Genomic DNA, 20,315 nt, shown 5'->3' with positions numbered 1-20,315 from the left:
CCGAACACGATATCTTAAAAACGTCGTGTTCGGCTTTTATTATTCAATTGATAATAGTTGAAGATGATTGACTCCTGTTAATTTTTCTAATTCCACTAAGAGTTCATTCACTGACACTGATAGTTCTTTGATATCAATCCCCATGACGACTGTTGCAGTGTCTTGGATGGGAATGTTTTGATTAATCGTCAAAACATTTCCCCCAAGTTCTGACAAGCGGTTTAACACAGACGACAACAATCCTTTTTTATCGGTTAAGTTAAAAGAGATAAGTGTTTTTCTAATTTGTGCCGTTTTATCAGCGACAAACACATGGTCTTTGTACTTATAAAACGCACTTCGAGATAGGCCAACTTCATTAACAACCTCACTCACATTTTTAAAATCTCCTGAGTTTAATAATTTTTTTGCTTCGATTACCTTTGAGAAAACGTCTGGTAATACTTCTTGATTGACGATTAGATAGTTCTGTGACATACTTCTGCTCCTTTATAATCTACCAATAAATCAAGAGCCTTCCATTTATGTTTCAATGTACTAAGTGAGGTGTTTAATCCTTTCATGTCAACTTGTGACGTGAAAATTCCCATCAATGTTGAGCCACTACCAGAAATATAAAACCCTTTTGCTCCTGATTCTTTTGCGATATGTTCTACTATATCATATTCGTCAATTAATTTTTTGCGGTATGGCTGATGAATGCCATCATCTAAAAATTTATCTAAATTAGCCGCATCTCCTGTTTTTAATGCGTCTAATAAAAATAATAATTTTGCTTGATTGGCTACGACCGTTTTTAGCGGATAGCTTTCAGGTAACACTCCTCGTGCGACTGATGTTTCCAACGTAAAATCGGGAACAAAAGCCACAAATTGATACGACTCATCAACTGGGTAATGCTGGAAAAAAATGTCGTCATCCATTTGATAAGAGGCGCTTAATCCACCTAATAAGGCAGGTACTACATTATCAGGGTGCCCTTCAATTTTAGTACAATACTTCACCAAATCATCTTGGCTTAAATGAAGCTGATGCAACTCATTGGCTGCTAGTACACCTGACACGATACATACTGCACTACTACCCAAACCACGCGCAAACGGAATATCACTATCTATCTGTAATTTAATTGGTGTCACAGGTCGTTTTAAGTCATCTAGCACGTATTTGTATGACTGATAAATTAAATTATCTTCTGTTTGAAATTCGACTGGGCAACCAGCAATCTCAAGTTTATCTGATAATTCAACCTCACACTCACCATAAAACGTCACAGCTAAACCTAATGTGTCAAACCCGACACCGACATTGGCAGATGTTGCCGGAACTTTAATACACACCATTATGACTCACCTACCTGTTTAATAATAATAGCCTTCATCTCATCAATATCAATCACTTGATTATGTAAAATTGGCGCATGTTTCAAGTCTTTCAACTGACTTGGTGCATAGACGTTTGTTTTTTCTTCTAACTCATCAATTAATTTAAACTCGTCTTGTGAGCTATCAATCGCAAGTTCTGGAATGTCTTTGCTCACTTCTTGTACAAACTTATAAGGAGAAGCTGTTGATAAAATAACCGTCTTTTCTTTCTTCTCAGGACTATTTTCCAATACATAAGAAGCCACTGCTGTATGTGGATCAAGTAGGTAGCCTTTTTCTTTGTATACTTTATCGATTTGTTCAGCTACTTGTTTATCTGTTGCATAACCTGTTCCAAATGTTTCTTGAATCGTGTGTAATAACTCGTCAGAAATTTTGAATTTCCCTGTCGTTTTTAACTGATTCATCAAATCAGCCACATAATGAGCATCTCCTCCACTTAAATGGAACAGCATTCTTTCTAAGTTTGATGAAATTAAAATGTCCATACTTGGTGAGCTCGTCTTTTTAAACTCACGATTTGTGTCATATTCTCCTGTTTTTAAGAAATCATATAATACGTTGTTTTCGTTTGAGGCACAAATGAGTTTATTGATTGGTAGCCCCATTTGTTGCGCGTAATATCCGGCTAAAATATTACCAAAGTTTCCTGTTGGCACAATATAGTCGACCTTTTCACCTAATTTAATTTCGCCTGTATTAACAAGTTCTGCGTATGATGCAAAGTAATAAACAACTTGAGGAATCAAACGACCAATGTTAACTGAGTTTGCACTAGAGAATTCAATGTGATGTTCTTTTAGTAATGCCACTAATTCTTCATCATGGAATAAACGTTTCACATTACTTTGCGCATCATCAAAGTTTCCATTAATTGACACAACTGCCACGTTTCCTCCATCTTGTGTTTGCATTTGTTTTTCTTGAATGGTTGATACCCCGTTATTGGGGTAATACACAATCATATCAACTAACGTATCATTTTTAAATCCTTCCAAAGCAGCTTTACCAGTGTCACCACTTGTGGCGGTTAAAATTAATCGTTTGTTGGTATTATTTTGTGTTTTTGCTGATAAGTTTACTAGTTTTGGTAACAGTGATAAGGCAACATCCTTAAATGAACACGTTGGCCCGTGGAATAATTCTAAAACATAATCATCGCCTACTTTTTGTAGTGGCGTGATTTTTTCATCACTAAATATGTTTGTATAAGCCTCTTTCACACATTTTTTGATATCATTTTCTGAAAATTCATTGAAAAACTGATTGATAACCAGTGAGGCAATCTCTTGATAGTCCTTATCTAAAACAGTCGATACATCTAAATTCACATCATCTAAGTTAGGCAAGACAAACAATCCTCCATCAGGACTTAACCCTGCTAAGATCGCTTGACTAGCGGAATAGTTAATTGTTTCGTTTCTTGTACTTTGATATTTTTTTTCCATCGTAACACTCCTTGTCTTTCATTTTAGTCTATGATACAATGTTCACCATATAAAAACAAGTGTATTTTACAGGAGGACTTATTATGAAAATTGCAATCCTTGGTTTTGGAACAGTTGGTTCAGGTGTTTATGAAATTTTACAGCAAAAAAATTTAGCAAAAAAATTTAGCGTGGAAAAAGTATGGTGTCGTCCAAATGACACAATTGACATTCCAAAATTTTGTTCTAATATCGAAGACATTATAAACGATAAAGACATTGAACTGGTTGTCGAGGTATTAGGTGGCATTGATGTGCCGTTTGATTTAATCTCTCGCATGTTAAAAAGTAAAAAACATGTGGTCACTGCAAATAAAGCCGTTATCGCAAGACATTATGACGCATTAACTGATTTAGCAAAAGAAAATGGTGTGTCACTTAACTTTGAAGCAAGTGTTGGTGGTGGGATTCCATGGATTAAAAACGTGGAATTAGCTTCAAGAATTGATGCTATTTCAAAATGCTATGGTGTTTTAAATGGCACATCAAACTTTATCTTAGATACCATGTTAAAAGAAGACCAAGATTTTGATGATGTATTAAAAGAAGCCCAAGATTTAGGTTACGCAGAATCTGACCCAAGTGCAGATATTGATGGTTTTGATGTCTTAAACAAATTAATTATTTCAGCTAGAAAAGCATTCAATAAAAAACTCGATCCAGATGATTTCTTTGTTCACTCAATGAGACAAATCACAAAAGGCGATATTCATTACTTCAAACAAAAAGGCCATATTGTAAAATACATCGGTGAAATTACGCATGACGAAGGGGTTATCTCGTTACATGCTGTACCAGAAACATTTGCAGAAGCGACGATTCCAAGTAACAATAATATCGCTAGTCTTGAAGGAAAAACAATTGGAACATTAAAATTCTACGGACAAGGTGCAGGTAAATTACCGACCGCTAATGCCGTTGTGCAAGATATTTTAGATATTTCAAAAAATATTTCTTATATTGATACTGACAACGTTGAAAATAATGATATAATTGAAAAAAAAATAAATCGCTATACATTCTTTATTCGAACAAACGAAACAATTGATGATGCGCTAATTAAAGAAAAAGATGGTGATTATTTCATTACTCATCCTATTACATTAGCTGACATCAAAAAACAAACACAATTAAATGATCCTCTGATTGTAAGAGTGATTACTCAGGAGGATTGGCATGATTAAAGTAACAAAATTTGGCGGAAGCAGTGTTGCGAATGCCACTCAGTTTAAAAAAGTTAAAAACATTATTGATAGTGACCCAACCCGTACTGTTGTGGTCACAAGTGCCAGTGGGAAAGAACAATCTGACGACCACAAAATGACCGATTTACTTTACCTATGCTATGAGCATAAACGTTACGGCATGCCATTTGATGATTTATTTCAAATGATTCGCGACAAATTAACTCGTATTGAAGATGAATTAGATCTTGAGTCAACGATTTCTGAAGACTTAGATTTTTTGTATCAAAAACTTTCTGATTCAATTGACATTGACTATCTTGTCAGTCGTGGGGAATATTTAACAGCTAAATTATTAAGCAATTATTTGGGATTTAAGTTTGTTGATGCAAAAGACATTATCATCTTTAAACCAAATGGCCAAATTGATGAAAAACGCTCATGCAAAGCCATTCAAAATCTGATTAAAGAATCTGATAAAATCGTCGTACCTGGTTTTTACGGGGCGTATCCTGATAAATCTATTCACTTGATGTCTCGTGGTGGAAGTGATATTACGGGAAGTTTCCTAGCAAATGTCATGGACGCTGTGTGTTATGAAAACTGGACAGATGTTTCTGGTATTTTAAAAGCCGATCCAAGAATCGTGAACAATCCAAAACAAATTGAAACCATTACCTATGAAGAATTACGTGAATTAGCTTATATGGGAGCTAATGTTATCCATGAGGAAGCAGTTAACCCTGTTAGACAAAAAGGTATTCCTATTCACATATTAAATACGAATGACCTACAAAATCGTGGAACAGTTATCACAGCTGAAGACGAGCAAGAAAAACGTCAAGCGATTACTGGGATTACAGGGAAGAAAGATTTCTCGATTATTACGGTTGTTAAATCCCACATGTCAAATGACTTTGGAACCATTCGAAAAGCACTCGAATGTATGGAAAAATACCGTATTATTGTCGAGCATATCCCAACTGGTGTGGATTCATTTTCTTTAGTGGTTGAAACAGCAAAATTAAAACCATTTTATTATGAAGTTATCTCTGATTTAAAAGCGAGTACACAAGCTGATAAAGTCAGTGTCATTCACGATTTCGCCCTTATTGCGATTGTGTCTCGTTTTATGAAAAACAAAACAGGCATGAGTGGGCGTTTGTTTAGCGCTCTTGGAGAGCAACAGATTAATATCTCACTTATTTCCCAAACAAGTGATGAATTAACCATTATTATTGGTGTTAAAAACGAAGATTATAATACCACGATTCAAACAATTTATTATGAATTTGAAGGAGACGATAGTTTATGAGCGAGTTAACTGTAGCAATTTTAGGAGCCACTGGCGAAGTTGGAAAAGAGATGTTAAATTCTCTGTTAGAACGCCAGATTCCCATTAAAGAATTAAGATTATTTGCCTCTAAACGAAGTACTGGACAAAAAGTTGCGTTTGGTGACAAAGAATTAGTAATCGAAACATTAACAACAGACTGTTTTGAAGGAATTGATGTTGTCTTATGTGCGTTAGATGACGATATTGCTCGTATCTACCTGCCTGAAGCCAAAAAACAAGGTTGTTTAATTATTGATAATTCAAGTATTTATCGACTAGATGAAGACGTACCTTTAGTTGTACCAGAAGTGAATCCTGATGATATTTTTACCAATCAAGGGATCATTGCAAACCCTAACTGTTCAACAATTATTGCACTTGTTGCCATTGCCCAACTACACAAAAAAGCAACTATCAATTCAATGATTGTGTCAACTTACCAAGCTGTTTCAGGTGCTGGTAAACAAGGGATTGAAGAACTTGAAACTCAAGTCGTTGATATTTCTGAAGGAAAAAGTGTGACTCCTCATGTCTTCCCTTATCAGATTGCCTATAATTTAATTCCGCAAATTGGTGGATTTAATGCTGAAGGGCATTCAAGCGAAGAAATGAAATTACAAAACGAAGGACGTAAAATCCTCCATCATCCAACACTTGATGTAACATGTACATGTGTGCGTGTTCCTGTCGTTCGTTCGCACTCAGAAGCGATCACTCTTTTCTTAGATAATGATTTGAGCGTTGAAGAAGCACGTCAAATCATCAGCGAAACTGACGGCGTGAAGTTAGTCGATGATTTAGACAACCAAGGTTACCCAATGCCACTTGATACATCTAACCAAGATTTAGTTTATGTTGGGCGTATCAGAAAAAGTAAAGTCGGTAATCAATCAGTCTTAACTCTGTGGTGTTGTGGTGACCAAGTAAGAAAAGGTGCTGCAACAAATGCCGTACAAATTTTAGAACACTACATAAAGCATTCTAACTAAACATACTGGCTTGTAAAGATAAAGAGATTTGACTAGTTCATGATTTTATTTTGCCGAGTTTGTACTATCATAATAAAAGAGGCTGTACACTAAATCGTATTGATAGATTAAATTCTATCAATGCGTTTTTTTATTTTGGGCATAGAAAAAGGGGTATTCTTATTGGTAAAATTAAGTCGTCTATAACTAACATTACAAAGGAGAATGACCCTATAGATAATAATACAAGAAAACTACTCAATTCAACAGATGGTTCTCTTATTTTGAATGAGAATTGGTTGTCTCGTGAAGCGAGAAACAACCGCTCATTTAACATGATGACAGGTCGATTAGTGAATAAAGATAAGCAATGCCAGAAATGTGGATGTTATCAATCCGTTAAAAACGGAACGCATCAAATAGTCAATTACCTGCAGTTGAACGTCGCCCAACTTATCTGAAACTTCACAGAGAACGTTACCTTTGTAGAAACTGTGGATCAACTTTCAGTGCTTCTACTTCTCTAGTAGATGACTATTGTCACATTTCTAAACAACTTAAATACTAAATTGCGTTTGACTTAAAAGAGAATCGATCACGTAAAAAAATCGCAGCATGCCACAGTGTCTCTGAAAATACTGTTAAACGTGTGTTAGTATCATTTACGAATCATCAGCAACTGAATTTTAATTTCTTGCCCACGGCTCTTTGTGTAGATGAGTTAGTTTCTTATAGTTCTCTATTAACAAAAGCATATCATTTTATCCAAGAATTGAAGTATGCTTATAGAACCAACGATTATGTCTTATTTTTAGAGTGATGTTCAAAGATACCTGTTGAATTACCAAAGTATGTTAAAGATAAATTCAAGATATTTGATAAGTTCTCCCAAGGAGTCATGAATGCCTTTAAATACTCCTATTCAAATGGTTTCTTAGAAGGCATTAATAATAAAATTAAAGTGATTAAACGTGTGGCCTATGGCTATCGAAACTTTCTACTATTCAAACGACGTATCTTTTTGATTCAAAATCAAGTTTCTCAGGTTAAATAAAAAAGCGAGAGAATTTCCTCCCTCACTTCAATTAATTCTATTTCATTTTTGAGACTTTTTCATCAATATTATTGTCCATCAACACGATTTGACATAGAGCCGCAAAAACCTCAACCTTAATTGATTGTCGTTTTCTCTTTAAAAGAAGGTTGAAACAAGTGCTAGAATAGCTAAACCACCTTGTGTTAAAATAATCTTTTTATCACTTGTTAAACTACCATATAAAGCAACTAAAATTATATAAACTAATAATACCCGACTAATTTCAAGTGAAGTCTTTGATAAAAATACACTATACAACAATCCTACACCAATTAGACCATTATATACCCCTTGATTTTTAAATAAGGTACTTACAGAATTTCTTTTCAATTCTTCTTTTGTCATATTAAAAACTCTACTCGTTACACCTGATGTAGTTGCAAAAGTCTCTAGATACATGATATAGAAAAATTCCAAAGCAACAAATACGATTAAAACAGTTGAAATTATAGACATCTCTATTCCTCATTTTCTGTGATAATTAATTCTGTTTTCTTCTCAGCATATTCTGATATTTTTCCAAATAAGTTTATTAATAGTGGATTTTGGTTATGTTTATCAATTGATTCTTGGTTTTTCCAATGTTCAATCATCACAAATTGATTTTTCTTTTCCACTGATTCATATAAATCATATAGCAAGCAGCCTTCTTCCAATCGTGTAGAAGCAATTAAAGGTACTATATCCGCTAAAAAATCCTCTCTTTTATCATTTTTTACATAAAAATTTGCTTGTATAATTTTCATTTTTCTCCCTCCTCTCATTTAAATTCAGTGATTTTTTCAGCAGCCAATCGAACCGAAGCATATCCAGCTTCTTTCTCTTTTCCGATAGATAAAATCATTACTGGTACATATCTCTCTTTATCTAACCCAAAAGCTTCTGCTAACTGGTCAGACTCGAATCCTCCAATTGGATTCGTTTCATATCCATGTGCCCGAGCAATGAGCATGAATTGCATCGCAACTAAACTTGAATCAATTTTTACTACATCATTCATTTGTTCTTTAGTAAAATTTTTGTAATATGGAATAATTGCAGCCAATTGTTGGTCTCTTACTTCAGCTGGCATTTTACCTTCTTCAACTGCTTGGTTGTAAATATCTTCCCCTAATTCATAGCATTGCATGTCACCAAAAATCAAAACCATTGCTGAGGAAGTATCATTTTGCTTTGTATTGAAACGAATTAATGGTTTTAGTTTAGATTTTTGTTCATCACTCTCAACAACGACAAAACGCCAAGGTTGCATATTAACTGATGATGGTGCAGTCGTTGCTTCTTGAATCATTTCAAGCATTTCTTCATGAGATATTTTTACTGTTTCATCATATCCACGAACAGATTTTCTTCCAAATATAATTTCTGAAAAATCATTGTTTACCAAATTTTTTGACATATTCTTTCCTCTTCCATTTCATTTTTACAATTTTTTTAAAAACCAATTTATGCTATTACGCTTTTTATGAGTCTTCATTCTACTCATTTATCTTTTTATTCGTAAAATCAACTACAATTTTCCCTTTCACACGTCCGCTGCTTATTTCTTTCATAGCAGTATTAATCTCTGAGATAGGGTAAATCTTTTGAATTGAAATAGTCAATTTTTCCGACTCAACAAGAGAACGATTTTTTGGTGCTTTTGCTATATCATTTTCACCAACAATAACGTATTCTTGGAAAGCCCCTGTCATCGGTGTTCTTCCGTATACAGAATCATCTACTCTAAATTTTGTGATTTTTGAACCCACGGCTTCTATAACGCCTGAAAAATCATGCCCTAGTATCAAGCGTATTGAATAACGCAAAACAAATTTTGCATCACCATTGCGAATTCTGTAATCAATTGGATTCAAACTTGCTGAATGAACTTTGATTATTATACTATTCTCAGACAGTACAGGTTTTTGTATTTCATTCAAAAAAGTTGTTCTTGCTTTCCGTTCTGTCCTCTCCTTCATTCGCCAAGCCAATTTCCTATATTTATTTCACTAATTTTGTTAATAAATTTAGTAGAGTATTTTCTTCTTCCTCATTCAATGGCGACATCATCGTTTTATTTGGATGACCAAATTCTCTTTCACAATGTTCCAGTTCTTTTGTTGCATTCTCTGTAATTCTAACAACAACTTCTCGATTATTATTTTTGTTTCTTTCACGTATAACATAATTTTTTTCTTCTAAAATCTTTAAATGTCTAGTGACCGCAGCACTATCTATTTTCAACTCATGTTGCAAATTTGTTTGCGAACACTGTCCATTCTCTTTCAGAAATAACATTAATTCATAACGTGTAATACTAAATCCTGTTTCTTTTTCAAATTTAGTAGTCATTTCTTGATTGGCAAGTTTAAGTTGATAAAATAGTTTGCTAAGTTTTCTTAAATTCATCTATTACTCCTTTCATATATGATTAATCAATAGTTGACCAGTCAAATATAACTCATTTTCAACACTTTGAAAAGTAGTTTGCTTAAATTAACTCTAAAAATTTATTCATTATTATCAAATAAAAAAGCACAATCTAATAAAATTGTGCTCAGAATGAAGACAAACTAATTACTCATTAAGAGTAATTGGGTTGTCTTTTTTATATCCTATGATTAATTTAGGTAAATAATTAAAAATAGAGCCCTCCAGGTCTCTTATATGGAAAAACAGGTGTTAAGTTATCTTGAAATAACAAATGAGCAATACCTGGTGTCTTGTAGCCTCCATCCATCACTAATTTATTCAGAGTGAAATAACTTCTTAATTTATTGTAAATAGAGATAAAAGTACGACTATCATGTTGATTACCTGGATGCATTGTATATCCTAAAACCCATCCGTTTTTATCACATGCCACTTGTGTGGCATAGGCAAAGACTTGTTTATGTTCTTCTTTATAAAACTAGCTACTGTCAGCATCGTTTTTACTAATTTTTTTAACCTTTGTATTTGTCTCACTTTTTTCTTTTTAAGGGCTTTTTTAATTGTTTTTCTCTATCTATTTCAACTTCTTTTTGAAGTGATCTTACATAAAATAATGTGTCTTCAGTTATTTCTTTGCTTTCATACTTTTTATTATTTGCATGTGCTTTGATATGAGTCCCATCAATAAATATCTCAGACGTATCAACTAAATGAGCTTCTATACCCTGTGCTAAAATACCATAAAAAATTTGTTCAAAGATATCTGTTCCTTTAAATCTTCTTGAGTAATTTTTACAAAAAATTGAAAAGTGAGGGACGGAGTCTTGGATATCTAAACCTAAAAACCATCTGTAAGCTATATTTACTTCGACTTCTTTAATCGTTTGTCTCATGCTCTTAATTCCGTATAAGTATTGTATCAAGGGAAGTTTGATTAACATAACTGGATCTAAACTAGGTCGTCCATTAGACTGATCATATTTTTCCTCAACAAGTAGATAAATAAAACTAAAATCGGCGTATTTATCAATATCTCTTAGAAGAACTGTTAGATAACAATGAACCACTCTATCTTTCTTTCCTTTACCATTCTCCACCTTAATTTGGGATTCTTCAATATGATACTGTTTAAGATTCATAATCTCACTTATTCTGAGACCAGTATCAACTAATATCAGTAACAGTAAGTAATTTCTTTCATTTGTAAACTTCGTCTGAAGCCCTAGATGGAACTTATCCTTACGTTTTACATTAGTGAAGGTTTTTTTTTAGCGAGTTTTAACATCTGTTTTACCTCATCATCAGAGAATGTATTGATAACAACTTGTCTTTCTTTTACCCACTTTACATACCAACATGGATTTTCTTTTTCTATCATGTAATTCTCATCTACACAATACCTAAAAAATGTTCTAATGCTACGTAAATGGCTATTTACGTAAGATTCTGCTTTTCCTTCTTCAATATTTTTAATCAAAAAATCGCGTACGTGAGATATGGTAACCATACCTAGTGAGTCAATATTTTTTTCCCCTAAAAATTTCAGAAATAAACTCAAAGTTTCCCATGTTTTTTTATCGTCTTTGGAGACAATCCTCTTGTCCTATCACTAAATACCAACTCTTCTACTAAATCCTTTAATAACAATCTTTCCATAACAAAAAAACTCCTTCGCTAACATATTAATTAACGAAAGAGCTTATTAATTCTTATCACTTTAATTTGGGAATCATTCAAAATTTGACTCTTTTAGTCAGTAATCCAAACTATGAGAAATTCATCTTGGATACCATACTAAGTGAGCATTTCACTCATCAAATCCTAATTGAAACACCTTCAAAACCCTTGCTATATCAGCCTTATCTAATCCCTAAAGATATTCTGGCATATCTGCTCATACGATCAGTCGTCCACGCCGGATACCAAACGAGTTTCACTTCTAATTTTTTGATTTCATCTATATCACTTAATGCATCGTGAATTTGTTCTGTGATAACGTCTGCTAATGGGCATCCCATCGTAGTCAACGTCATTTTAACTTCGCAATAACCTTCTTCATCCAAATTCACTTCGTAGACCAATCCTAAATTAACAATATCGATTCCCAATTCAGGGTCAATGACCGTCTCTAGTGCAGCAAGAATATCTTCTTTTACTTCATTTAGGTCTTCTTCAGTCCATTTTGACTCACTCATTTTCATTCTACCCCCTCAATATAAACTCACTTTTATATTAACTGAGAAATGAGTGTTTGTAAACGACTTAGCTAATGCTCACAAAAATTTAATATTTTCTAAACCGATTATATCGTTGATTTTTCAACTCATCTACCGACATTGTCTGATAATCATTCAACTGATCAATAATAGTCTTTTTAAGATTCTTGATAATGTCTTTTTTAGATAACGTATCATTGCCACATGTCTCAGATATTACCTTATCAACAACATGTAATTCCTTTAATTCAAAAGCTGTCAACTTCATAATTTCTGCTGCCTCTGAACTTCTAGCACTATCTTTCCATAAAATTGAAGCAAATCCTTCAGGTGAGAGAATTGAGTAAATACTATGTTCCAATATCCAAACATCATTTGCTACAGCCAATGCAAGTGCACCACCACTTCCCCCTTCACCTGTCAAAATAGAAAGAATTGGGACAGAGAGTTGGCTCATCTCATACAAATTTTTTGCAATCGCCTCACCTTCGCCACGTTCTTCGGCTTCTACACCACAAAATGCTCCTGGTGTATTGACTAAAGTAATAATCGGTCGATGAAACTTCTCTGCCTGTTTCATCAATCTCAACGCTTTTCGATATCCTTCTGGTGTTGGAGAGCCGAATCTCGTTTTAACATTTTCTTCTAACGTTTGTCCCTTTTGAATTCCAATAATCGTTACAGGTATCGAGTTAATTAGTCCAATCCCACCAACTACAGCTTTATCATCGCCATAATAACGATCGCCATGAAGCTCAATAAACTCTTCCGTGACACCATCGATTATTTCTTTTGTCGTAAGTCGTTTGCTATCTCTAGCTAATTGCACAATGTCATTTGCCGTATATTTAGTCATCTCCTTCACCTCCATTATGAAGTAACAGAAGGGTAGACAACGTAGATTTCATTTCTTTACGTGTCACAATCTTATCAATAAACCCATGCTCTAATAAAAATTCTGCTCGCTGAAAATCATCTGGCAACGTTTGACGTATGGTTTGCTCAATCACACGACGTCCGGCAAACCCTATCAATGCTTGTGGCTCTGCTAAAATGATATCTCCTTGCATAGCAAAACTTGCCGTGACACCACCTGTTGTGGGATCGGTCAAAACTGTGATATATAATAAACCACTTTCACTATGTCTTTTTATAGCTCCAGATATTTTAGCCATTTGCATTAAAGAAATAATCCCTTCCTGCATTCTAGCACCACCTGATGCTGTAAACAAAATAACAGGGAGTTTTTTTTCAGTGGCTAGTTCAACGAGTCGCGTAATTTTTTCACCAACTATATGGCTCATGCTCCCCATAATAAATTGACTATCCATCACGCCAATGGCAACTTTATGATCGTTCATATAGCCAATCCCGGTTACTACAGCCTCATCTAATCCAGTCTTTTCTCGGACGTCTTTTATTTTTTCATCATAATCTGGAAAATTAATTTGATTCTTAAACGGTATGTCAGTAAACATCTCTTGAAATGTTCCTTCATCCATCATCATATCAAGACGATCATAAGCACCTAATCTAAAACAGTAGCCACAATGCTGACAAGTTCTTTCTTGACCTAATTCTTTTCGGTGCAAAGGCTTTTGACAACTCGGACATTTTTCCCACACACCATCTGGCACATGAGGTTTGTCACTTTCTTGAACCGATTTATTTAAGGGAGTGATACGTATATAGTCTCTTTTTTTAAACAATCCCATATCTATCCTCCTTTTGACGTATTAGTCTTGTGACCAGTTTGGTAAAAACTCTTTCTGTAAAAATGATGTGTCATAACTTCCCTCAATCACTAATGGATGAGTCAGTAAATCTAGTTGAAACATTTGATTTGTTGTCACTCCTTCGACGACTAACTCAAGTAACGCTCGTTTCATTTTTAGTAAGGCTTCTTCTCGCGTTTGACCGTGCGTAATAATTTTAGCAATCATCGAATCATAAAACGGTGGGATAGTATAATCTTGATACATGGCGCTATCCACGCGTAATCCTAACCCTCCTGATGGTAAAATTAATGACGTGATCTTACCTGGAGAGGGCGCAAAGTTAAATGCTGGGTTTTCAGCATTTAATCGACATTCAATGGCATGACCAGAAAATGACACGTCTGATTGGGTTAATGTTAGTTTTTGATGGGCCGCTATTTTTATTTGCCATTTTACGATGTCAATTCCCGTAATCATTTCAGTTACCGGGTGTTCGACTTGAATTCGTGTGTTCATTTCCATAAAATAAAAATTATTTTCTTCATCCACTAAAAATTCAATAGTTCCGGCATTTTCATAAGACACGGCCTTTGCCGCCTTAATCGCTGTATCGCCAATACGAGTTCGTAAATCATCTGATAAAGAAAAACCTGGTGCTTCTTCTAATACTTTTTGATTATTTCGTTGCAGTGAGCAATCTCTTTCACCTAAATGAATGACATGTCCAAACTGATCACCTAATATTTGCACCTCAATGTGTTTAGCTGGGTAAATAATTTTTTCAATATACATTTCACCACTACCAAATGCAGCAAGGGATTCTTGTTGAGCAGAAGAAAAGTGATGTGGCAACTCTTTAGCATGTAGTACTTTTCTAATCCCTTTTCCACCACCACCTGCAGCTGCTTTTAACATTAAAGGGTAACCAATTTTTTTAGCTATCTTCATTGCCTCTTCGATTGAGTCTACCGCACCATCACTACCTGGTATAACAGGAACTTTGGCATCTAACATTATCTTTCTGGCATTGATTTTATTTCCCATCTCTTCAATCGTTTTAGATTTTGGCCCAATAAACGTGATCTGACATTCTTCGCACATTTCAGCAAACAAACTATTTTCCGCTAAAAAACCAAATCCTGGATGAATAGCTTGCGCACCTGTCACGATAGCAGCACTTAACACATTATGCATATTTAAGTATGACTCACTCGCTTTTGACGAACCAATACATATTGCTTCATCAGCTAATGCAACGTGCAACGCGTTTTTATCAGCTTCTGAGTAAATAGCAACGGTTTTAATTTCTAGTTCTTGACATGCTCGAATAATTCTAGTTGCTATCTCGCCTCGATTAGCTATTAGTATTTTATCAAACATATCATTATGCCCCAATAATAAATGTCATGAGTGCTTGACAAACGACTTTGTCTTCCACTTTAGCTGTTGCCTTGCCAACGCCAATGTTTCCTTTTTGTTTAATAATTTCCATCTCCATCACTAGCACGTCACCTGGTACAACTTTTTGGCGGAACTTTACTTTATCAATACCACCTAAATAACCAGTTTTCCCTTTGAATTCTTCACTTTTTAATAGAGGTATAGAGCCAGTTTGAGCAAGAGCTTCTAATATTAATACTCCTGGCATAACAGGTTCTCCTGGAAAATGTCCAGGAAAAAAATGCTCATTGTACGTAACATTTTTTATTGCTTTAACATAACTTCCTGGTGTTAATTCCACTACTTTATCAACCATCATAATCGGGTAACGATTTGGAATAATTTCCATAATTTCTTGTACATTTAATTGCATTTTTCTTCCTCCTACGAAATCTTAAATAGTGGCTGTCCAAACTCAACAACCTCTTCATTGGTGACGAAAACTTCCGTTACAACACCAGAAACATCACTGACAACATCATTCATAATTTTCATGGCTTCAATAATACATAACGTATCTCCCACCTGTACACTATCGCCAACTGACACAAAATTTGGCTTACCAGGTTCACTGGCAGTATAAACAACTCCAACAATTGGTGATTTAATCGTTTGTCCTGAAATATCTTCTACTTTTGGTGAAACTTCTGTTGTTTCAACATCACTTACACTAACTTCTTTAACCTGATTATCGTGTTCTTTGACAACAATATCATGAGATTGTTTACTATCATTTTTACTTAAATAAAGAGATAACCCTTCAATGGACACGTTCATTTCACGTATGTCACTATGTTCAAATCGATCAACTAACTCTTTGATAGACTCATAACTCATTTTACTCACCTCGCCATTTTTTCATCGCAATGACGGCATTATGACCACCAAATCCTAATGAATTACTTAATGTATAATTGACAGTCGCCTCTCTTTTTTCTTTCGCCACATAATCTAAGTCACAAGCTTCATCAGGATTTTCTAAACCGATAGTTGGTGGAATCGTATCAGTCATTAAAGCTCCTAAACACGCTAACGCTTCAACGGCTCCAGCTGCACCTAATAAATGTCCTACCATACTTTTGGTACTTGATACCGGTGTGTTGTAGGCTTCTTCTTTCATAGCATATTTTATGGCCGTTGTCTCCGCACTATCATTTGTCGGTGTACTTGTTCCATGTGCATTAATATAGCTAACTTCTTCAGGCGTAATACCTGCTTCTTCCATTGCTAACATCATACATTTTCCAGCACCAGAGCCATCACTACTTGGGCTTGTTATATGATTAGCATCACAATTAGAGCCGTAACCGACGATTTCACCGTAAATTTTAGCACCTCTTTTTTTCGCATGTTCCAATTCTTCAAGAACTAAAATGGCACTACCTTCACCCATGACAAAGCCATTTCTATCTTTATCAAATGGAATCGACGCTTTTTCCGGATTATCAGAATCACTCAAAGCTGTCAATGCGGCAAAACCTGAAATACCAATCTCACAAATCGTTGCTTCAGCTCCACCAGCTAAAATAATATCTGAATACCCATGTTTGATATTTCGAAACGCTTCACCAATTGCATTGGTTGATGAGGCACATGCTGTTACAACAGACGTACAAATACCTTTTGCTCCGACCTTGATTGCAATGTTTCCAGCTGCCATGTTACTAATGGCCATCGGAACGAAAAATGGTGCGACACGTTTTGGCCCTTTTGTGTGCATACGAATGACTTGATCTTCAATCGTCTTCATCCCACCAATACCAGAGCTGACCATGACACCAAAACGATCCACATTTATCTCGTCGATATTAATCTGGCTGTCTGCCACTGCTTGTTTGGCTGCAGAGATGCCATATACAGAAAACATATCCATTCGTTTTGTTTCCTTTTTTTCCATATATATGGTTGGATCAAATTCTTTCACTTCAGCTGCTACATGAATTCCTGTTTCTGTTGCATCAAACTTTTGAATTGGGGCAATCCCATTTGTTCCATTTAACACATTTTCGATAAATTCTTCTGCTGTATTTCCAATTGGTGTCACTGCTCCAACACCTGTAATTACCACTCGTTTCATGTTTTTCCTCCTAAGCGTTCATCACCATTCCACCATCTACATTGATGACTTGACCTGTAATATATGTTTGACTTGCCAGAAAAATGGCAGTATTTGCAATATCGTCTGTGTTGCCTAGTTTTTTTAATGGAATATGTGCTAAAGTCGCCTCTTTGACTTTTTCAGACAAACTATCTGTCATATCTGTTTCAATAAATCCTGGTGCAATAGCGTTGCATGTGATTCCTCTAGCTGCCAACTCTTTTGCGGCTGATTTAGTTAGACCAATCACACCTGCTTTACTGGCTGCATAATTTGCTTGTCCAATGTTCCCAATTTCCCCAATCACACTCGACATATTGATAATAGTCCCTGAACGCTGTTTTAACATCACTTTAGAGGCATGATGAATGGTATTAAACGTCCCTTTCAAGTTGACTGAAATCACATCATCAAACATTTCTTCAGACATACGCATTAATAGCATATCTTTTGTAATTCCCGCATTATTTATCAAGACATCGACTGAACCAAATACTTCTTTAGCTTCCGTGATTAATTGGTTGGCTGATTCAAACTCTTGTACATCACCAATCACACAATGTGTTTTAACACCATATGACTCGATTTCACTTATTAAATCACTATCTATCACTTTTCTAGCATTTAAGACAATATTGGCTCCTTCATTAGCAAAACGAATCGCAAGTCGCCTCCCAATACCGCGTGAACTTCCTGTAATAACGACTGTTTTATCTTTAAACATTTACTTCCCCCATTTTATTAACTTTTTTTCTAGTTGACGAAGCGTTTTGATATTCTCTATATTTTGTACGTTTATCGTACTATCAGTAGCACGAACAAAGTGGGACAATGTTTTTCCTGGTCCTAATTCAATTAAAGTATCAATTGATGCTCTTTTAAATGTATGGATTGTTTCTTCCCAATAAACGGGAGACATCATTTGATTTTTTAAGTTTAATCTAATATCATCTGTCTCTTTCAATACGTCTCCAGTGACATTTGTCACGAGTGGCAGCTTACTTTGAGAGAACATTGTGTTCAGTAGTTCTTGATAAAATATCTCTGCTGCTTGTTTTAGTAATGGTGTATGAAACGGTCCACTCACGTTTAGCGGCACCACTTTTTTTGCTCCAGCTTCTACTAGCTTTTCTTGTGCAATTAAAACCGCCTCTTTATGTCCAGCAATTGCAATTTGTTGTGGCATATTATAATTCACCGGGATGACAAGAGCATTCTCAGAACTTATTTCCTGACACACCGTTTCCACGATATCTCTATCTAATCCTATTACAGCACTCATCGCACCTTTTCCTTGTGGGACAGCTGTCTCCATCAGTTCTCCACGTTTGTGTACCAAATATACCGCGTCAGAAAAGGAAAGTACGCCACTTTCTACTAATGCACTATATTCTCCTAAACTTAAGCCGGCTACCATTGTGGGTGATAAATCGTACTCTTGCTTAATCACGGCAGACGTCGCACAACTCATTGTTAAAATAGCAGGTTGTGTGTATTTGGTTTCGTGTAATAATGAATTGTCTTCAAACATCATATTCTTCATATCTAGTCCTAACACATCACTCGCACAGTCAAGATACTCTTTAAAAGTAGGGAATTCTTCGTACAATTCTTGTCCCATTCCATTATATTGACTGCCTTGACCGCTAAAGATAAATCCTAATGTCATTTACTACCTCTTTTCTATGACCCACTCATTGTAACGACTTGTTAGACATTCAGACGTTTCAGCCATTAATTCTAAAATTATTTCTTCACAGGTTTGTTGATCAGTTTTAATCATGCCAGCAATTTGTCCAGCCATCATAGAACTATTTTTTATATCGCCATCTATCACTGCACGTTTAAGTGCACCTTTACCCAAATCTTCTAATCGATCAAAATCAGGGTTTTCTTTCCCACCTTCAAATCGCTCTGCTTTTTCAAAGGTTTGTGTTAATTTATTTCGAAGTCCTCTGACAGGATGTCCTGTTAACATACCTGTTACAACCGTATCAATATCTTTTGCCTTAACAACCTTCGTTTTAAAATTATCATGTGCAATCGATTCTTTCGACACTAAAAACCGTGTTCCTAGTTGAACGGCTTTAGCTCCAAGCATTAAAGCTGCAGCTACCCCACGGCCATCACCAATACCACCAGCAGCAATAACTGGAATACTAACCGCATCCACTACTTGTGGAACTAATGTCATCGTGGTAGATTTTCCAATGTGGCCGCCACCTTCCATCCCTTCAACAACGACAGCGTCAGCGCCTTCTTTTTCCATTCGCTTCGCTTGTGCGACAGAAGCCACCACTGGTATAACAATAATTCCAGCCTCTTTGAATCGTTTCATGTATTTCCCTGGAGAACCTGCTCCTGTTGTAATAACTTTAACTCTTTCTTCAATCACTAAATCAACAATGTCTTCAACGAAAGGGGACATTAGCATAATATTGACACCAAATGTTTTATCCGTTAATTTTCTTGCCGCGTGTATTTTTTCATGAATGACTTCTTTTGGTGCGTGTCCGGATGCTATCAGTCCTAAACCACCAGCATTTGACACTGCACTGGCTAATTGTTCTTCAGCAACCCAAGCCATCGCACCTTGAATAATCGGGTATTTTATATCTAAAAGTTGACAAATTGTTGATTTTTCCATCGATCCACCTCATTTTTGGTTTAAAAAAATAGCTATCAGCTGTATATCGCTGATGCTATTATCATTTATTTTGCTTGTGCAATTTGCTTATCGACAAATGTCACTAAATCTTGTACGGTTACAAGACCTTCATCTGTCTCAATTTTTACGTCGTACTCTTCAAAAGCATCCTCAATATCGTTTAAAATTTGGAATAAATCTAAACTATCTGCTTCTAATTCTTCTCTAAAATTGGTCGTTAACTGTACTTCTTCTTCATCTTTTCCTAATTGATCCACAATAATTTCCTGTATTTTTTCAAAAGTTGTCATAATGAATTCCTCCA

25 protein-coding genes and 2 pseudogenes are annotated in these 20,315 nt (G+C 35.2%); 5 read left to right on the top strand and 22 right to left on the bottom strand.

Going from position 1 to position 20,315, the window contains the following annotated elements; translation table 11 throughout:
• Positions 1–39 precede the first annotated feature (39 nt).
• Genes DW196_RS00385 through thrC form a run of 3 tightly spaced genes read right to left on the bottom strand, consistent with a single transcriptional unit; the run spans position 40 to position 2,833 of the window.
• A complete protein-coding gene (locus DW196_RS00385) occupies positions 40–477 on the bottom strand; it encodes an ACT domain-containing protein (protein WP_118249532.1) in 438 nt (145 codons plus the stop codon).
• On the bottom strand, positions 459–1,343 hold the full coding sequence (gene thrB / locus DW196_RS00380; RefSeq protein WP_118249531.1) for a homoserine kinase: 885 nt from the start codon (positions 1,341–1,343) through the stop codon (positions 459–461). Before thrB ends, DW196_RS00385 begins: the two co-directional genes overlap by 19 nt.
• Positions 1,343–2,833, bottom strand: a complete 1,491-nt coding sequence (gene thrC, locus DW196_RS00375; protein WP_118249530.1) for a threonine synthase — start codon at positions 2,831–2,833, stop codon at positions 1,343–1,345. Before thrC ends, thrB begins: the two co-directional genes overlap by 1 nt.
• 83 nt (positions 2,834–2,916) lie before the next feature.
• On the opposite strand from thrC, the gene DW196_RS00370 reads away from it, so the two are divergent.
• The 5 genes from DW196_RS00370 (at position 2,917) to DW196_RS11680 (ending at position 7,414) form a co-directional block, all read left to right on the top strand.
• A complete protein-coding gene (locus tag DW196_RS00370; RefSeq protein ID WP_118249529.1) occupies positions 2,917–4,056 on the top strand; it encodes a homoserine dehydrogenase in 1,140 nt (379 codons plus the stop codon).
• On the top strand, positions 4,049–5,371 hold the full coding sequence (locus DW196_RS00365) for an aspartate kinase (protein ID WP_118249528.1): 1,323 nt from the start codon (positions 4,049–4,051) through the stop codon (positions 5,369–5,371). Before DW196_RS00370 ends, DW196_RS00365 begins: the two co-directional genes overlap by 8 nt.
• Positions 5,368–6,381 (top strand): aspartate-semialdehyde dehydrogenase, encoded by a 1,014-nt coding sequence (locus DW196_RS00360; RefSeq protein ID WP_118249527.1) that lies wholly within the window; start codon positions 5,368–5,370, stop codon positions 6,379–6,381. Before DW196_RS00365 ends, DW196_RS00360 begins: the two co-directional genes overlap by 4 nt.
• Before the next feature lie 263 nt (positions 6,382–6,644).
• Positions 6,645–6,821 (top strand): hypothetical protein, encoded by a 177-nt coding sequence (locus DW196_RS11275; protein ID WP_158563480.1) that lies wholly within the window; start codon positions 6,645–6,647, stop codon positions 6,819–6,821.
• Between the two features lie 368 nt (positions 6,822–7,189).
• On the top strand, positions 7,190–7,414 hold the full coding sequence (locus DW196_RS11680; protein ID WP_255415093.1) for a transposase: 225 nt from the start codon (positions 7,190–7,192) through the stop codon (positions 7,412–7,414).
• Positions 7,415–7,552: 138 nt separating this feature from the next.
• Here the strand turns inward: DW196_RS11680 and DW196_RS00350 are convergent, their stop codons facing one another.
• The 19 genes and pseudogenes from DW196_RS00350 to DW196_RS00260 form a co-directional block, all read right to left on the bottom strand.
• Positions 7,553–7,912 (bottom strand): DUF1304 domain-containing protein, encoded by a 360-nt coding sequence (locus DW196_RS00350; protein WP_071456995.1) that lies wholly within the window; start codon positions 7,910–7,912, stop codon positions 7,553–7,555.
• A gap of 2 nt (positions 7,913–7,914) precedes the next feature.
• Positions 7,915–8,202: a putative quinol monooxygenase gene (locus tag DW196_RS00345; protein WP_118249525.1), complete on the bottom strand. Its 288-nt coding sequence runs from the start codon at positions 8,200–8,202 to the stop codon at positions 7,915–7,917.
• A gap of 14 nt (positions 8,203–8,216) precedes the next feature.
• Entirely contained in the window at positions 8,217–8,855 is a 639-nt protein-coding gene (locus tag DW196_RS00340; RefSeq protein ID WP_118249524.1) for a nitroreductase family protein, read from the bottom strand.
• Positions 8,856–8,934: 79 nt separating this feature from the next.
• Positions 8,935–9,417 (bottom strand): alcohol dehydrogenase catalytic domain-containing protein, encoded by a 483-nt coding sequence (locus DW196_RS00335; protein ID WP_118249523.1) that lies wholly within the window; start codon positions 9,415–9,417, stop codon positions 8,935–8,937.
• A 22-nt stretch (positions 9,418–9,439) separates the two neighbouring features.
• Positions 9,440–9,847: a MarR family winged helix-turn-helix transcriptional regulator gene (locus DW196_RS00330; protein WP_071456999.1), complete on the bottom strand. Its 408-nt coding sequence runs from the start codon at positions 9,845–9,847 to the stop codon at positions 9,440–9,442.
• Between the two features lie 247 nt (positions 9,848–10,094).
• Positions 10,095–10,914 (bottom strand): annotated as a pseudogene (locus tag DW196_RS00325) (transposase); the annotation flags it as partial.
• Positions 10,915–11,117: 203 nt separating this feature from the next.
• Positions 11,118–11,249, bottom strand: a complete 132-nt coding sequence (locus DW196_RS11670) for a hypothetical protein (RefSeq protein ID WP_255415088.1) — start codon at positions 11,247–11,249, stop codon at positions 11,118–11,120.
• 66 nt (positions 11,250–11,315) lie between these two features.
• Positions 11,316–11,378 (bottom strand): annotated as a pseudogene (locus DW196_RS11720) (hypothetical protein); the annotation flags it as partial.
• A 352-nt stretch (positions 11,379–11,730) separates the two neighbouring features.
• Positions 11,731–12,066 carry a metal-sulfur cluster assembly factor gene (locus tag DW196_RS00310; RefSeq protein ID WP_118250168.1) on the bottom strand — a complete coding sequence of 112 codons (336 nt, stop codon included), beginning with the start codon at positions 12,064–12,066 and terminating at the stop codon, positions 11,731–11,733.
• A gap of 88 nt (positions 12,067–12,154) precedes the next feature.
• Positions 12,155–12,943, bottom strand: a complete 789-nt coding sequence (locus DW196_RS00305) for an acetyl-CoA carboxylase carboxyltransferase subunit alpha (RefSeq protein WP_118249521.1) — start codon at positions 12,941–12,943, stop codon at positions 12,155–12,157.
• Positions 12,936–13,802, bottom strand: coding sequence for an acetyl-CoA carboxylase, carboxyltransferase subunit beta (gene accD, locus DW196_RS00300; RefSeq protein ID WP_118249520.1), 867 nt, complete (start codon positions 13,800–13,802; stop codon positions 12,936–12,938). Before accD ends, DW196_RS00305 begins: the two co-directional genes overlap by 8 nt.
• Positions 13,803–13,823: 21 nt before the next feature.
• Positions 13,824–15,185 carry an acetyl-CoA carboxylase biotin carboxylase subunit gene (locus tag DW196_RS00295; protein ID WP_118249519.1) on the bottom strand — a complete coding sequence of 454 codons (1,362 nt, stop codon included), beginning with the start codon at positions 15,183–15,185 and terminating at the stop codon, positions 13,824–13,826.
• 4 nt (positions 15,186–15,189) lie between these two features.
• Positions 15,190–15,618, bottom strand: a complete 429-nt coding sequence (gene fabZ / locus DW196_RS00290; RefSeq protein WP_071457005.1) for a 3-hydroxyacyl-ACP dehydratase FabZ — start codon at positions 15,616–15,618, stop codon at positions 15,190–15,192.
• An 11-nt stretch (positions 15,619–15,629) separates the two neighbouring features.
• Positions 15,630–16,082 carry an acetyl-CoA carboxylase biotin carboxyl carrier protein gene (accB, locus tag DW196_RS00285; RefSeq protein WP_118249518.1) on the bottom strand — a complete coding sequence of 151 codons (453 nt, stop codon included), beginning with the start codon at positions 16,080–16,082 and terminating at the stop codon, positions 15,630–15,632.
• A 1-nt stretch (position 16,083) separates the two neighbouring features.
• The gene (fabF, locus tag DW196_RS00280) at positions 16,084–17,322 is read right to left on the bottom strand and encodes a beta-ketoacyl-ACP synthase II (RefSeq protein WP_118249517.1); all 1,239 of its coding nucleotides are present in this window, start codon (positions 17,320–17,322) and stop codon (positions 16,084–16,086) included.
• Between the two features lie 10 nt (positions 17,323–17,332).
• A complete protein-coding gene (gene fabG, locus DW196_RS00275; RefSeq protein ID WP_071457008.1) occupies positions 17,333–18,067 on the bottom strand; it encodes a 3-oxoacyl-[acyl-carrier-protein] reductase in 735 nt (244 codons plus the stop codon).
• Complete coding sequence (fabD, locus tag DW196_RS00270) at positions 18,068–19,012, bottom strand: ACP S-malonyltransferase (RefSeq protein ID WP_118249516.1); 945 nt, start codon at positions 19,010–19,012, stop codon at positions 18,068–18,070.
• A 3-nt stretch (positions 19,013–19,015) separates the two neighbouring features.
• Complete coding sequence (gene fabK / locus DW196_RS00265; RefSeq protein WP_071457010.1) at positions 19,016–19,990, bottom strand: enoyl-[acyl-carrier-protein] reductase FabK; 975 nt, start codon at positions 19,988–19,990, stop codon at positions 19,016–19,018.
• Positions 19,991–20,055: 65 nt separating this feature from the next.
• Positions 20,056–20,301, bottom strand: a complete 246-nt coding sequence (locus DW196_RS00260) for an acyl carrier protein (RefSeq protein WP_118249515.1) — start codon at positions 20,299–20,301, stop codon at positions 20,056–20,058.
• Between the last annotated feature and the right edge of the window lie 14 nt (positions 20,302–20,315).

Origin of the sequence: Vagococcus sp. AM17-17 (assembly GCF_003471765.1) — a bacterium.
Classification (GTDB): domain Bacteria; phylum Bacillota; class Bacilli; order Lactobacillales; family Vagococcaceae; genus Vagococcus; species Vagococcus teuberi.
This window is presented reverse-complemented; position numbering and strand designations above follow the sequence as displayed.